The organism is Streptomyces sp. DSM 40750, from assembly GCF_024612035.1.
GTDB lineage: Bacteria > Actinomycetota > Actinomycetes > Streptomycetales > Streptomycetaceae > Streptomyces.
Genome location: NZ_CP102513.1, coordinates 7845769 through 7860728, shown reverse-complemented (window position 1 = coordinate 7860728; position 14960 = coordinate 7845769). Strand labels below are relative to the sequence as shown.

10 protein-coding genes are annotated in these 14960 nt (G+C 72.4%); 5 read left to right on the top strand and 5 right to left on the bottom strand.

From position 1 onward, the window contains the following. The first annotated feature begins 6 nt into the window (after positions 1-6). Both glyA and JIX55_RS35065 read left to right on the top strand, forming a co-directional pair. On the top strand, positions 7-1272 hold the full coding sequence (gene glyA / locus JIX55_RS35070; protein WP_257567240.1) for a serine hydroxymethyltransferase: 1266 nt from the start codon (positions 7-9) through the stop codon (positions 1270-1272). A gap of 170 nt (positions 1273-1442) precedes the next feature. Next, positions 1443-2810: an L-serine ammonia-lyase gene (locus JIX55_RS35065; RefSeq protein ID WP_257562767.1), complete on the top strand. Its 1368-nt coding sequence runs from the start codon at positions 1443-1445 to the stop codon at positions 2808-2810. Positions 2811-2857: 47 nt separating this feature from the next. Here the strand turns inward: JIX55_RS35065 and JIX55_RS35060 are convergent, their stop codons facing one another. Beyond that, positions 2858-3310 carry a DoxX family protein gene (locus JIX55_RS35060; protein WP_257567239.1) on the bottom strand — a complete coding sequence of 151 codons (453 nt, stop codon included), beginning with the start codon at positions 3308-3310 and terminating at the stop codon, positions 2858-2860. A gap of 171 nt (positions 3311-3481) precedes the next feature. Then, a complete protein-coding gene (locus JIX55_RS35055; protein ID WP_257567238.1) occupies positions 3482-6736 on the bottom strand; it encodes a helix-turn-helix transcriptional regulator in 3255 nt (1084 codons plus the stop codon). Between the two features lie 237 nt (positions 6737-6973). On the opposite strand from JIX55_RS35055, the gene JIX55_RS35050 reads away from it, so the two are divergent. The 3 genes from JIX55_RS35050 (at position 6974) to JIX55_RS35040 (ending at position 10536) form a co-directional block, all read left to right on the top strand. Continuing rightward, positions 6974-7663 carry a helix-turn-helix transcriptional regulator gene (locus JIX55_RS35050; protein ID WP_443046600.1) on the top strand — a complete coding sequence of 230 codons (690 nt, stop codon included), beginning with the start codon at positions 6974-6976 and terminating at the stop codon, positions 7661-7663. A 132-nt stretch (positions 7664-7795) separates the two neighbouring features. Continuing rightward, a complete protein-coding gene (locus JIX55_RS35045) occupies positions 7796-8482 on the top strand; it encodes a DUF4255 domain-containing protein (RefSeq protein ID WP_257567237.1) in 687 nt (228 codons plus the stop codon). Then, on the top strand, positions 8479-10536 hold the full coding sequence (locus JIX55_RS35040) for an ATP-binding protein (protein ID WP_257567236.1): 2058 nt from the start codon (positions 8479-8481) through the stop codon (positions 10534-10536). The genes JIX55_RS35045 and JIX55_RS35040 overlap by 4 nt, the downstream gene beginning before the upstream one ends. Positions 10537-10579: 43 nt before the next feature. On the opposite strand, the gene JIX55_RS35035 is transcribed toward JIX55_RS35040, so the two are convergent. The 3 genes from JIX55_RS35035 to JIX55_RS35025 form a co-directional block, all read right to left on the bottom strand. Beyond that, complete coding sequence (locus JIX55_RS35035; RefSeq protein WP_257567235.1) at positions 10580-11962, bottom strand: ricin-type beta-trefoil lectin domain protein; 1383 nt, start codon at positions 11960-11962, stop codon at positions 10580-10582. Between the two features lie 95 nt (positions 11963-12057). Beyond that, positions 12058-13497, bottom strand: coding sequence for a hydrolase (locus JIX55_RS35030; RefSeq protein WP_257567234.1), 1440 nt, complete (start codon positions 13495-13497; stop codon positions 12058-12060). Between the two features lie 108 nt (positions 13498-13605). Beyond that, the gene (locus JIX55_RS35025; RefSeq protein ID WP_306820064.1) at positions 13606-14844 is read right to left on the bottom strand and encodes an eCIS core domain-containing protein; all 1239 of its coding nucleotides are present in this window, start codon (positions 14842-14844) and stop codon (positions 13606-13608) included. Positions 14845-14960 lie beyond the last annotated feature (116 nt).

Below are 14960 nucleotides of genomic sequence, written 5' to 3'. Positions count from 1 at the left end.
GTACGCATGTCGCTTCTGAATACACCCCTGCACGAGTTGGACCCGGATGTCGCCGCCGCCGTCGACGCCGAGCTGGACCGCCAGCAGTCCACCCTGGAAATGATCGCCTCGGAGAACTTCGCTCCGCTCGCCGTCATGGAGGCCCAGGGCTCGGTACTGACCAACAAATACGCCGAGGGCTACCCCGGCCGCCGCTACTACGGCGGCTGCGAACACGTCGACGTCGCCGAACAGATCGCCATCGACCGCCTCAAGGACCTCTTCGGCGCCGAATACGCCAACGTCCAGCCCCACTCCGGCGCCTCCGCCAACCAGGCCGCGCTCTTCGCACTGGCCCAGCCCGGCGACACCATCCTCGGCCTGGACCTCGCCCACGGCGGCCACCTCACCCACGGCATGCGCCTGAACTTCTCCGGCAAGCAGTTCAACGTCATCGCCTACCACGTCGACACCACCACCGGACTCGTCGACATGGCCGAACTGGAACGCCTCGCCAAGGAACACCGCCCCAAGGTGATCATCGCCGGCTGGTCGGCATACCCGCGCCAGCTCGACTTCGCCGCCTTCCGCCGCATCGCCGACGAGACCGGCGCGTATCTCTGGGTCGACATGGCCCACTTCGCCGGCCTGGTCGCCGCCGGACTGCACCCCAACCCCGTCGAGCACGCCGACGTCGTCACCTCCACCACCCACAAGACCCTCGGCGGTCCCCGCGGCGGCATCATCCTCGCCAGGAAAGCCTTCGCCAAGAAGCTCAACTCCTCCGTCTTCCCCGGCTTCCAGGGCGGCCCCCTGGAACACGTCATCGCGGCCAAGGCCGTGTCCTTCAAGGTGGCCGCGAGCGAGGAGTTCAAGGAACGCCAGCACCGCACCGTCGAGGGCGCGAAGATCCTCGCCGAACGCCTGACCGCCGCCGACGCCCGCGCGGCCGGGGTCGACGTCCTGTCCGGCGGCACCGACGTGCACCTGATCCTCGTCGACCTGCGCGAGTCCGAACTGGACGGGCAGCAGGCCGAGGACCGCCTCCACGAGGTCGGCATCACGGTCAACCGCAACGCCGTCCCCAACGACCCCCGCCCCCCGATGGTCACCTCCGGCCTGCGCATCGGCACCCCCGCCCTCGCCACCCGCGGCTTCACCGCCGAGGACTTCACCGAGGTCGCCGACGTCATCGCCGAGGCACTCAAACCGACCTACGACGTGGAAACGCTGAAGACCCGGGTCAAGGCCCTCGCGGACAAGCACCCGCTGTACCCGGGGCTGGGCAAGTAGCCCCTGGGCCCTCGGCCGGGGTCACGACCCGCACCCCGGCCCGGGACCGCCCGTACCCGTAACCCCGGCTTCACGGGCATGTGGTCCCGCTTTTCGGGGGCACCGCGCACACTGGCAGTGAGCGCGGTGCCCCATCCCCCGCACAACCTCCCCCGTTCTGAGGAGTCACCGTGGCCATCTCGGTCTTCGACCTGTTCTCGATCGGCATCGGCCCGTCCAGCTCCCACACCGTCGGCCCTATGCGCGCCGCCCGGATGTTCGCCCGCCGACTGCGGAACGAGGAACTGCTCACCGGCGTGGCCTCGGTACGCGTCGAGCTGTACGGCTCCCTGGGAGCGACCGGCCACGGCCACGGCACCCCCAAGGCCGTACTCCTGGGCCTGGAGGGCGCCTCACCGCGCACGGTGGACGTCGAGTCCGCCGACGGCCGGGTGGAGTCGATCAAGGAGTCGGGCCGTATCCGTCTCCTCGACGACCACGAGATCCCCTTCGACTTCGACCAGGACCTGGTCCTGCACCGTCGCGAGACGCTGCCGTACCACGCCAACGGCATGACGATCTGGGCGTACGACGCCGAGGGCGCGGAGCTGTTGTCGAAGACGTACTACTCCGTCGGCGGCGGCTTCGTCGTCGATGAGGACGCGGTCGGCGCGGACCGCATCAAACTCGACGACACGGCCCTCAAGTACTCCTTCCGCACGGGCGACGAGCTGCTGCGCCTGACCAAGGAGACGGGCCTGTCGATCTCCGCGCTGATGCTGGAGAACGAGCGGGCCTGGCGCACAGAGGACGAGATCCGTTCCGGGCTCCTCGACATCTGGCGCGTCATGCAGGCCTGCGTCTCGCGCGGCATGTCCCGCGAGGGCATCCTGCCCGGCGGCCTGCGCGTGCGCCGCCGCGCGGCCATGTCGGCCCGCCAACTCCGCGCCGAGGGCGACCCGCTGGCCCGCGCCATGGAATGGATCACGCTCTACGCCATGGCGGTCAACGAGGAGAACGCCGCCGGCGGCCGCGTGGTGACAGCCCCGACGAACGGCGCGGCCGGCATCATCCCCGCGGTCCTGCACTACTACATCAACTTCGTCCCCGGCGCGGACGAGGACGGCGTCGTCCGCTTCCTGCTGGCCGCCGGCGCCATCGGCATGCTCTTCAAGGAGAACGCCTCCATCTCCGGCGCCGAGGTCGGCTGCCAGGGCGAGGTCGGCTCCGCCTGCTCCATGGCCGCGGGAGCACTGGCGGAGGTCCTGGGCGGCAGCCCCGAACAGGTCGAGAACGCCGCCGAGATCGGCATGGAACACAACCTCGGCCTCACCTGCGACCCCGTCGGCGGCCTCGTCCAGATCCCCTGCATCGAACGCAACGGCATGGCCGCCGTCAAGGCCGTCACCGCCGCCCGCATGGCGATGCGCGGCGACGGCACCCACAAGGTGTCCCTCGACAAGGTCATCAAGACGATGAAGGAAACCGGCGCGGACATGTCCGTCAAGTACAAGGAGACAGCCCGCGGCGGGCTCGCGGTGAACATCATCGAGTGCTGAGAGACGCGCACTGATGAGGCCGAGTTGTTTTCCCTACGGCAATGAATTCAGGGGGACTGCTCGCCGACGCGGTGGGCGCCGGGCCGTGTGTCGCTTTCGCGGGTGGTCAAGCCTGCCAGGGCCAGGGCGCCCGGGCCGGTGAACACCAGGAGCAGGAAGGCCCAGCAGAAGAGGACCGGGGCGAGGCCGCCGTTCTGGAGGGGGAAGAGGCCATCCTTCTGGTGTTCCGTGAAATAGGCGAAGGCCATGATGCCCGAGCTGATGAATGCCGCGCCTCGGGTCGCGACGCCGAGGAGCAGGAGAATGCCGCAGGCCAGTTCGATCACTCCGGCGTACCAGAACGGCCAGTCGCCCACCGGGCTCGCCTTTCGGTCCAGCACCCCGAAGACCGTGGCGGCGCCCTCACTGGCGAAAAGCAGGCCCAGGACGATACGGAACAGGCCCAGGACGAGGGGTTGTCTCGTCGCGAGCCAGTCGTTCATACGCGGGCTGCCACTCATGGGTACTCCTCGGATGTGCCGGATATGTCGTACGGGCCCGTACGCGCGGGTGCTCCCGGTTTCTCCTACGCATGTACCCGGCCTCGGGTTCAAGGGATTCGCCCCCGACTTCGGAGATCGGACTGTGCGGTCATGGAACGCATCGGCCGCCTCCATCACGCCGATGCGCTGTCATCCGGCCCCTTCGCCGGTGTTCGCGAGGGCCGCGCCGAGTTCTGATCTGCGGCGGATGCCGAGCTTGCGGTAGGTGCTGGTCAGGTGGGTCTCCACGGTGCGGCGGGCGAGGTGGAGGAGTTGGGCTATCTCGGTGTTCGTACGGCTCTGCGCGGCGAGTTCGGCGATGCGGCGCTCGCCGGCGGTGAGTGCGGAGGGGCCGGTCAGAGCCGTCGCCGTGCGGCGGGCGCCGCCCTCGCGCAGGGCCGCCTCGGCGACCGCGCGGAGGCGGAGCGCGCCCAGCCGTTCGGCGCGTTCGGCCGCCTCGCGGAAGGCGTCACGGGCCCGCGCCCGATCCCCTGCCGCGGCGAGCCCCCGCCCATGCGCGACGAGCGCCGGAATCAACTCCGTCTCGACCGGCTCCCCGCCCACGGCCACGGCCACGATCCGGGCCGGGTCCGGCGTCTCCGCCGCCGCCCGGCCACCGATCGCCGGCGCGGAACCGCCGCCGACCGCCCGGCCACCGACAGCCCTCACGGGACCTCCGCCCAACTTCCAGCCCTGCAGGGCCGTCACCCTCGCAGGTGTTGGACCCTGCACCCAGCCGTCGTCCATGGCCGTCGCGGGCTCTTCGCCCGGCACCCGCTCACCCGCGGCTCCCACAGGCCCTCCGCCCGCCATCCGGTCGCCCGCCCCCGTCACAGGCTCCCCGCCCGGCCCCCGCCGGCCCATTCCTGTCCCAGGGCCCGCGCCCGAGGCCGGACAGCCCGCTTCCGCCGCCGCCGTCCCATCCGGCGCTGCACCCTCCGCTGCCGCCGATGCCCCGCCCGGCACCCCGCCCTCGGCCGTGTGGTCGGCGGCGGCCTCATCCGGCTCCCCGTCGACACCCTGGCGCAGGACCCGTACCGCCCGGTCCCCCAGTTCCAGACCCCGGCGGCCGCCCGTCGCCGTGCCCAGGACGCTCAGGGCGCGGCCGAGGACGCGGGGGGTGTTCCAGACGGTGGCGAGGGAGAGTTCCTGTTCGGCGAGGGCGAGGGCCTCGTGGGGGCGGCCGAGGGCGAGGTGGCACTGGGCGGCGGCGGTGCGCCAGGGGGTGACGATGGGACTGGACACGTCGCGGGCCGACTGACGGCGGCCGCACTCCAGGAAGTCGTCGAGGGCGGCCGCCGGGTCGCCGGTGGCGGCGCGGAGGAGACCCCGGGCATAGAGGAAGCGGTTCAACTCCCAGGAGTCGTGGGCGCGTTGGACGTCGAAGGCGTCGGCCAGCCGGGTCGCTTCCGCCGCGCGGTCGGTTTCCACGAGTGCGATGACCGCGTGGGCCAGGGCGTTGGCGGACTCGGGGCGGCCGCCGGCCGCGCGCGACACCTCAGCGTCGGCGAGGACCTCCTCGTGGGCGCCGCGGGCGGCCGCGATGTCGATCCGTACGTCGAGCAGGGCCAGATGCATGGGGTGGAGCAGGGAGGTGCGCTGGCCGGTGAGGCCGCGCCGGACGAGGCGTTCGGCTTCGTCGAGCTGGTCGGCCCACTGGGCGACGGCGGCGGCGGTGCCCAGCAGGAAGACCTCGCCGAGGGGATCGGCGGGCTGGGCGAGGAGGGCGCGGATGCGGTGCATCGCCGAGGCCGCCGAGGTGAGGCCTGCGGTCGCCTCGTAGCGCACGAGGAGGGCCTGTCCGGCGGTGCCGACCAGGTGGGGCGAGCGCTCGGCGGTCTCGCGGAGCCAGCGGTAGACCTCCTGCCGTACGCCCTGGTCGTGGTCGGAGAGCAGGGCGGAGGCGGTCTGGACCGTGCGGATCAGGTCCGGGTGGCCCGTCAGGTGTTCGTCGCGCAGCCCGCGCAGGACGTCGACGGCGGCGCGGGCCTCACCGCGGCGGGCCAGGGCCGTGCCCAGGGCCACCGCCGCGTGGACGCGTTCCCGGGGCGGGCCGGGCAGGCGCATCGCCTCGGCGAGCCGGGGTATGCCGGCCGTGGACCGTACGGTGGCGTACTCCAGCGAGCCCAGTTCGGTGAGGACCACGGTGCGGCGGGCGGCCGGCATCGGTTCGTCGAGCGCGCGGCGGAGGTAGGCGAGGGCGTCGTCGCTGCGGTCGGCGCGGACGGCGAGGTCGGCGGCGTCGAGCAGGGCGCCGGTCGCCCAGGCCTCGCCGACCGGGCCGCAGCGCAGCAGTTGTCCGGCGACGGCCTCGGCGTGGTCGCCCCGGTGCAGCATCGCCTCGGCGGCCCGGCGGTGGGCGGCCCGCCGGGCGGTGCTCGCCCAGCCGCCGAGCACCGCGTCCCGCAGCAGCGGGTGGGCGTAGCGGGGCCGTCCTTCGGGGCCGGGGCTGAGCAGGCCGAGGCAGGTCATCGCGGTGAGCCAGCCGGATACGCGGGCGGGGTCGGCGCCGGTCGTACGGGCGAGCAGTTCGGCGTCGGCCGGCACGGGGGCGTCCTCGTCGTCCAGCGCGGCGAGCGCGCGGGCGACCTCGGTGGTCGCGGGGCCGGCGCTGTCCAGCCACCAGGACACCGCGGCGGAGTAGGTGCCGGGGTAGAGCGCGGCGCAGGTGTCCGGAAGGGCAGCCGGGAAGGCACCGGATTCGGCGTTCCGGAGGTCGTCCAGCAGGGTGCGCAGCAACAGCGGGTTGCCTCCGCCCGCCCGTAAGCAGGCGTCGACCCATTCCGGCGGGGCGGCGCCGTGGACGGAACGGACCAGCTCCGCCGCGGAGTCGGGGCTCAGCGGGGCCAGGGTGCGGGTGTGGACGAGGGCGGGCGAGAGGGTGTGCGCGAGGCCGTCCGCCGGGGGGTCGATGTCGTACTGGCTGCGCTCGGTGACCACCAGGAGCACCGGCAGGCGGTCGATCCGGCGGACGGCCTCGACGAGCCAGCGGCGTGAGGCGTCGTCGGCGAAGTGCACGTCGTCCACGGCGACGAGCAGCGGGGACTCGGCCGCGTACGAGCGCAGCAGACGCCACAGCCGCGCGGCCCTGCCCCGGTGCGGCGGGGTGCCCGGCGGGTCCGGCGCCTCGCCCGCCGCCTGGTCGAACTCGGGTCCCTGGGCGAGGAGTTGGAATACGGCGTCGTACGGCACGGAGGTGTGCTCGGGCGAGCAGCGGGCCCGCAGGACGCGCATGCCGTTCGCCGCCGCGTGGTCGGCGGCGGCCTCCAGGAGCGCGGTGCGGCCGGTGCCGGTGGCCCCGCGGAGCAGCACCAGGCGGCCGGAGCCGGTCCGGGCGCGGGCGGCCTCTTCGGCCAGCAGCCCCAGGGGCTCACCGCGTTCGAGAAGCGGTACCGGTGCGCACATCACTGCCTCCTGTCGTGGACTGTCGTTTTCCGCTTCGGTAGACGGGGCATGGCCCCTCGTGGTGCACCGGTCGCGGGGTCGGCGTGGCAGTGCCGCGGCTCTTCTCCTGGGGAATCTCGTGGTGTATCTCGTGGTCCTCCACGATTGCGCAGCGCACTCGACACACAGAAGGGTGAATCGAGCCCATCGGCCACTCCCTTCACAGGAGCGGCGATTTCGTGCATACGGGAGAAACGGTTGCGCAGCACATTCCGGACCGCGGACACAGCCACGGCCACCGGCACGGCGGAGTCGCAGGAGTCCCAGCGCCGCATCCCGGTCGTGGTCCACACCCCCGACCCGCTCTCCCGTGCCGGAGTGCTCAGCCAGCTGCGCGGGCACCCGGTCATCGACCTGGTGGACGACGCCGAGGTACGGCCGGGCACGGTGGCCGTGCTGGTCGGTGAGACTCCGGACGAGTCGCTGCTCTCCGCGCTGCGCCGCCTGGTGCGCAGCGAGGGCGCGCGGGCCGTCCTGGTGGTGAGCCTGATCCGCGAGACCGAGCTGCTCGATGTCATCGAGTGCGGGGTCGGGGCCATCGTGTGGCGCCACGAGGCCACCGCGCACCGCCTGTCGCAGGCCGTGCTCGCGGCCTCCCGCGGCGACGGCGACCTGCCCGCCGATCTGCTCGGCAGGCTGATCAACCAGGTGGGTACGTTGCAGCGTTCCGTGGCCGGCCGGCCCGGGGCGCCGCTGTCCGGCCTGGTGCCCCGTGAGATCGACGTCCTCCGGCTCGTCGCCGAGGGGATGGACACCGGTGAGATCGCGAGCAAGCTCTCCTACTCCGAACGCACCGTCAAGAACGTGATGCACGGGCTCACCACCCGGCTGCATCTGCGCAACCGGGCGCACGCGGTGGCCTATGCCCTCAGGGAAGGCTACATCTGATCGAACGGGCAGACGCACCGGGCCGGTTGGGCACCACACCCTGCCCCCTCGACGTCCCCGGTGTGTCTTCAAGGGCGGCCCCGCACAGGGCACGATCGGCGGACAGGCACACGACACAGCAGGAGCACGACCGTGATCCACGAGGTGGACGACGTCCTCAAGGGACTGATCGGCGGTGGTGCCCTGGCCGGCTCCGGCATCGACGTCTCCTTCGAGGCCCCGACCCGCGACTGGGCGGCCCGGCGCAACGCGCCCACCATCAACACGTATCTGTACGACATCCGTGAGGACGTCTCCCGCCGGCAGCGCGGCCACATGCCGGTCCGCGACGAGCGCGACATCGTCGTCCGGCGCCGTCAGCCGCCCCGTTGGTTCCGGCTGTCGTACCTGGTCACCGCCTGGACGAAACAGCCCCAGGACGAACACCGGCTGCTCTCCGCCGTGCTGGCCACCCTGCTGCCGCGCGAGCTGCTTCCCCCCGACGAACTCCCGGGCGCGCTCGGCGCGCTGGGCCTGTCGGTGCCGGTCTCGGTGGCGGGGCTGCACTCCGAGTCCCGGTCCCTGGCCGAGATCTGGTCCGCGCTGGGCGGCGAACTGAAGCCGTCCGTCGACCTCGTGGTCACCGCCCCCTTCCCGGCCTTCCCCGAGTACGACGCCGGTCCCCCGGTCACCGAGGGCGCGACCGTCCGCGTACGCGGCATGGACGGCTCCCTGGAGGGTTCGCAGGAGCGTGCCCACCGGCCACGGCACCTGGCGTCCGCGCCGAACACGGGAGAGTCGAACACAGGAGAGCCGAACACGGGAGAACGGCAGCGGTGACCACGCACGCCTCCCCCAACCCCCGGTCGGCCCACGCCTCCCCCACCATCAATGTGCTCCTCCTCCGCCTCGCCCGGCTGCGCGATCGCGTCGCCGAGCTGGTGTCCGAGCGCGGTGCCGGTGACCCGACGGCGGGTGACCCCCTGCGCGGGCTGTATCTGTCCGAGGAGGCCGTACGGCATCTGCTGGGGCCCTCGGCGGGGTCGTACGTCCCCGTGTTCGAGAACAGCGAGGGCTTCGCGGACGCGGAGCCGGTCCCGGACGGCCCGCTGGAGCGGCTCGCGGGGCGGCTCGGGCTCACCGAGCTGGACGCGCGGATCCTGCTCATCGCCCTCGCGCCCGACCTGGACCGCTCCTACGAGCAGCTGTACGGGTATCTGAACGACGACGTGAGCCGGCGCCGGGCCACCGTCGGGCTGGCGCTGGATCTGTGCGGGTTGCCCGTGCATCTCGCGGAGGCGCGCGCCCGGTTCCGTCCCTCGGCGCCGCTGAGCGCGCTCGGGCTGCTGACCGTCGAGGATCCCGAACGCCCCTTCCTCAGCCGGGCGTTGCGGGTGCCGGACCGGCTGGTCGCGCATCTGCTCGGCGACGACACGCTGGACGCGGCGCTCGTCGGCCATGTCCGTCCGCTCGCGTCGCCGTCGTCCCCGGCCTCGTCCCTGTCGGCGGAGGACGGCGGGTTCACCGCCCGGCTGGCCGCCCGGCTGGCCGCCGCCCCGGTCACCGTCCATCTGCGGGAGCACCGGGAGGGCGACGGGCTGATGCGTGCCGTGGCCGCCCTGGGTACGGCGGGGGTGGCGGCCCTGCACTTCACGCCCCCGGTGGCCGAGGAGGAGCTCACCGCGCTCCTGCCCCGGCTGCTGCGCGAGGCCCGGCTGCGCGGCTGCGCGCTCGTGGTGTCGCCGTTGCCGGAGAAGCCGGGGCCGCTCTTCCGGGCGTTGACGGCTGCCGATGTGTCCGTGCTGTGCGTGGGGGCGCAGCCGTACGACCCGCAGTGGTGCGACCGTGATCCGCTGGTCCTCGACGTGCCCCGGCCGCCCGCGGGCGCGGTGGACACCTGGGCGGCCGCGCTCGGGGCCGGGGCGGACGGGCCGGGGTTCGACCTGGCGGCCACGGTCGCGCCCTACCGGCTGGGTGGTGACCGGATCGAGCGGGCGGTCCGGGCGGCCGTGGACCTCGCGGCGTTCGACGGCACCGAGGTGACCGCCGCCCATCTGCGGCTCGCGGCGCGGCTGCAGTCCGCGTCAGGGCTGGAGCGGCACGCCCGCCGGATCCGCCCCGACGTCGGCTGGGACGACCTCGTCCTGCCGGACAAGCCCCTCGCCCAGCTGCGGGAACTCGCCCTGCGCGCCCGTCATCGCGACCGGGTGCTCGGCGACTGGCGGCTGAGCGCCGGAGGCGGCCGGGGCCGCGGTGTCCTGGGGCTCTTCGCGGGCGAGTCGGGCACCGGCAAGACGCTGTCGGCGGAGGTCGTCGCCGCCGAACTGGGCCTCGACCTCTATGTCGTGCAGCTCTCCTCGATCGTCGACAAGTACGTCGGCGAGACCGAGAAGAACCTCGAACGGATCTTCACCGAGGCCGACCGCACCGACGCCGTGCTGCTCTTCGACGAAGCGGACGCCGTCTTCGGCAAGCGCTCGGAGGTGAAGGACTCCCACGACAAGTACGCCAACATGGAAAGCGCCTATCTGCTCCAGCGGCTGGAGTCGTTCGACGGCATCGCCCTGCTGACCACCAATCTGCGGGCCAACATCGACGAGGCGTTCACCCGGCGGCTCGACCTGGTGGTCGACTTCCCGTTCCCGGACACCGCCCAGCGGCTGGCGCTGTGGCGGCACAGCCTCGCCGCGGTGCCCCGCGCGGACGACATCGACCCGGCGGCGGTCGCCCGCGACTTCGAGCTGGCCGGCGGTTCGATCCGCAGCGCGGTCGTCACCGCCGCCTACGCCGCTGCCGGGCGCGCCGGGCCGGTCACCACTGCCGACCTGCGGGAGGGCGCGGAGCGCGAGTACCGCAAGGCCGGCCGACTGGTGCCGGGCGAGGGCAACTGGTAGCCGGGGGCCCCAGTGGCGGCGGCGGTGGCGGCCCCGACCGGTGTCACTCCACGCGCCACTTCTGGTTGGGCGTGCCCGCGCACGTCCACAGCTGGAGCTTGGCGCCGTTGCCGGTGCCGTTGTCCTTCACGTCGACGCACTTGTCGGCCTGCGGATTGACCAGGTCGCCCTCGGTGCTGAGCACGAACTGCTGGGCGGGGTTGCCGCTGCACCTGGCCAGCTGGATGACTGCGCCGTCGTCCCGGGAGCCCCAGGCGACGTCCATGCACAGGCCGAGGGAGCGCACGGTGCCGTCGCCCCGGAAGTCCCACTTCTGGTTGGCGCCGCCGAGGCAGTCCCAGATCCAGAGCGGGGTGCCGTCCTTGCCCTCGCCGTCCGCCCCGGTCTTGACGTCGATACAGCGGTTCGAGCCCCGACCGATGATCAGGAATCCCTTGGCGGCGGGCCTCTTCGAGGTGGTCTCCGTCTCCGGTTCCTTGTCCGACCCGGACCCGGAACCGGACCCCGAATCGGAGTCGGAGCCGGAGTCGGAACCGGAGTCCTCGGGCTGCTCCTCCTGCTTGGGGGCTTCGGGCGTCTCCGAGGGCAGCGGCGCCGCGGAGATGCTCGGCGCCGGGGCCATCGCGGACGGGCTGGCGCTCGGCTCGACCTTCGTACCGGCTTCCTGGAGCTCGGTGGCGGCGCTGGTGACCTGGGGTTTGTAGGCGAGCCACAGCGTCAGGAAGGTGATCGCCAGCGCCAGGAACACCCCGAGACAGGTGGCGAGCCAGCCCGGCAGGAAGCTCCGCTGCACATAGGTGCCGTCCACGGACTGCGGTGCGACGCCCGCCCGTTGGACGGCGAGCGCGTACGGTCTCTCCTCCTTGGACCCGAACCAGAGGATCTGCCGCGGCTTCAGCGTGGCCTTCACGAACGCGGCACGACCGGGCTCGATCTGCACATTGCTCGGATGGATGTCGTACGACAACTGATCGCCGTTGTCGCTGCCGCTGACCGCGGCGGTGAGCCTGGTGTTGCCGAGGTTGTCGATGGCCAGTTTCGGCCGCCCCCGGAACCGCCCCTTCACGGTCGGCGGCACCAGCTCCGCCCGTACCTCGGTGAAGGGCGTGATCGTCAGGTTCCCCTCGGGAACGGTCGTCGCCTCGGGGTGCTCGGTCGGTGTGATCCGTACGGCGTACGGGTTCGGACCGGCCGTCGCGTCCGGAGTGCGGGGCGGCGCGAACGTCAGCTCCACGGTCCCCGTCGTCCCCGGGTACAGCCGCAGGGTCTGCGGCTCCACGGTGGTCCAGGGCGCGATGTCGCCGACCGGCTCGAAGCGGTACTCGTCGACGACGTCACCGGTGTTGCGCAACCGCAGTCGCACGGTCGCGCTGCCACCGGGATCCACCGTGGCGGACACGGGTTCCAGAGAAGTCCAAAGGCTCACGGAGGGACGCTACGGGGCGGACGGCGTCCGGTCAGGAGCCGTCGGGGCAGGCTCGGCTGCCCCGACGGTCACCGGGACCGCCGCGAAGTCCCTTGTCACACGGTGAACTTGACGGCTTCGAGCCAGACGCCGTTGTCGAGGGTGCCGCCGAAGATGTAGCGCTCGCCTTCGTTGGGCTTGTCGCAGGCCAGGTTCTGCCAGCCCCGGTCCTTCTGGTGGACCGCCTGGCAGACCCCTTTGCCGCCCTCGTCGACGTTGATGGTGAAGCCCAGCATGGCCGGGGCGTCCTTCTTGCTGTCCCCGACGTAGTTGTCGAAGCCGTCGAGCGCGGCCGCCCAGGGCTCCACGTAGTGGCCCTGTCCGTTGGTCGAGTCGAGGTTGTGGACGAAGGCGGCGCTGGCCGTGCCGTTGACCCCGGACACCGCGATGTTGAGGGCCGTGAGCGGCCTGCTCTGGCCCACCGTGCCGGCGGTGTCGCCGTCGCACTCCGGGGCCGTCCAGCCCTTGCCCCTCACAAAGGCGCGGTAGCAGATGTGCCTGCCGCCCGGGTCGGCCGCAGCCAGCTGGCGCACGGCGGTCGCGGCCGTGGGCGCGGGCTTCTTCTTCTCCTCGGAACCCCCGCCGGACCCGCCGCCACCGCCGCTTCCGCCGTCGCTCTCCGTCTCCGTCACCTGCGGGGGTGCCGAGGTGGCGGGAGGAGCGGAGGGAGCGGGCGGCGGAGGGGTCGACGCCGGCGCCGAGGGGCTGGGCGGCAGCGTGCTGACGGAGGTCTCCTGAAGCTCGGTCGCGGCGCTGGTGACCTGGGGCTTGTAGGCGAGCCACAGCGTCAGGAAGGTGATCGCCAGCGCCAGGAACACGCCGAGACAGGTGGCGAGCCAGCCCGGCAGGAAGCTCCGCTGCACATAGGTGCCCTCGACATCGAGCGGCGTCACCCCCGACCGCTTCACCGCGAAGGTGTACGGCCGCTCCTCCTTGGACCCGAACCAGATGATCTGCCGCGGCTTCAGTGTGGCCTTCACGAACGCGGCACGACCGGGCTCGATCTGCACATTGCTCGGATGGATGTCGTACGACAACTGATCGCCGTTGTCGCTGCCGCTGACCGACGCGGTCACCTTGGTGTTGCCGAGGTTGTCCACGGCGAGCTTGGGCCGCCCCCGGAACCGCCCCTTCACGGTCGGCGGGACGAGTTCCGCCCGCACCTCCGTGAACGGCGTGATCGTCAGATTCCCCTCGGGGACCGTCGTCGCCTCCGGGTGCTCGGTCGGCGTGATCCGCACCGCGTACGCGTTCGGGCCCGCCGTCGCGTCCGGAGTCCGCGGCGGCGCGAACGTCAGGTCCACCGACCCGGTGGTCCCCGGGTACAACCGGAGCGTCTGCGGCTCCACGGTCGTCCAGGGCGCGATGTCACCGACGGGTTCGAAGCGGTACTCGTCGACCACGTCACCGGTGTTGCGCAAACGCAGCCGCACGGTCGTACTGCTCCCCGGGTCCACAGTCGCGGAGGCGGGTTCGAGGGAAGTCCAAAGGCTCACATCGGGACGCTACCGGCAGAGCGGAAGCCCGGTCAGGAGGAGAAGGTGCACGGTCGCACTGCCCGAAAGGACACGTGCGCGGACCGGGCGGTCCGCGACCGCCGGACGTCACTTCGCGCGGCTCCACTCCAGGGCCGGGTTCTGGGACCAGCCGGCCCGGGACGAGTCCAGGCCGACCGCCGTTCCATGGGTGGTGCAGGCGGCCTTGATCGGGTCGATGAAGTTCGTCTGCAGATCCGCGCTGGGAATCGTGCCGGCCGTCGCGGACCGGTGGGCGTTGACGAAGTCGTACGCCTTCTGCAGCTCCGCCGAGCGCGGGGTGGTGGCGCCCCCGCTGAAGTTGAGGTCGGGGCCGCTGTTCCCCGGATCGTCGTTGCGCTGCTCCGGCCGGGGTCCGATGACGTAGTTCGCGGGCACGTTGGCCAGGGCCTTGCTCAGGGCGTCCGCGGAGGCCACGGTGAGGGGAAACGACGCCGTCGGCGCGACAGCGCGAAGCTCATCGGCGACGAGCTGCCACTGGGACGGCGTGAGCAGGTTGCTCAGAAGCTTCAAATCCGACTTGGGCACGATGTGGTGCAAGGTGTCCACGATGACAGAGCCGGCATTGGCCGTCTTGTAGGACTTGAGTTCCTTCTTCGTCTGGTTGTTCTTCCAGTCGCCCCCCGCACGCTGTACGGCGGTGCCTCCGCGGTCCGGACGCCGGACGCCGGCACTCTCCGTCGCGCCCCCGCCCGTGTGCTGCGCGGCCCGTGGTTCCGGCACGGCGCGCTGCACGGGAGCGGACATCACCTGCCGCGCGGTCTCCTCCGCCTCCCGCTCGGCCCAGTCCCCGGGATCGGAGACCTTGAGCCCGGAGCCGTTGTCGGTACCGGGCACAGCGCCTTCGCTCTGCTGGAGGTAGTGCTTCAGCTCATGGGCGAGCGTGGGCTTGTCCCGGCCGTCCCAGACCACATGGGCCCCGGACGTGTACGCCTTCGCGCCGATGTCCGCCGCGGACCGCTGGGCCACGGTGTCGGTGTGGACCCGTACGCCGCTGAAGTCGGCACCGCCGCCGTACCTGCTCTCCATCTCGGTACGCAGTCCGGTCTCCAGAGGCTGCCCCGGCGAGCGCAGGACCTCGTGCACGGCCGAGCGCTGCACCGCCGCCGAGCGCTGCGCCTCCGCGCCGTGGCCACAGTTCGCACCGTGCTCGTGCCGCTCCTCCTCGACCGCTCGGGCCACAGCCGCGTTGCCCGCCAGACGCTGGAGCGCGAGCAACCGCTGCGCCTGGGGCGTCATCGCCGACGCCCGGCCGGTGTTCTGCCGATGGGTGGCGGTTCGGTCGTCCCGCCGTTCCTGTGCGCGCACGAAGCTCCTCCACGGTTGGCACCCCAGAGATACCGGACCGCGCCGGCCGCCGGGAGAGCCGGAGGGGCAGCGTCGGGGGCAGTCCCTGCGGGCGAGGGGGCATCGGGGCCCGGCGG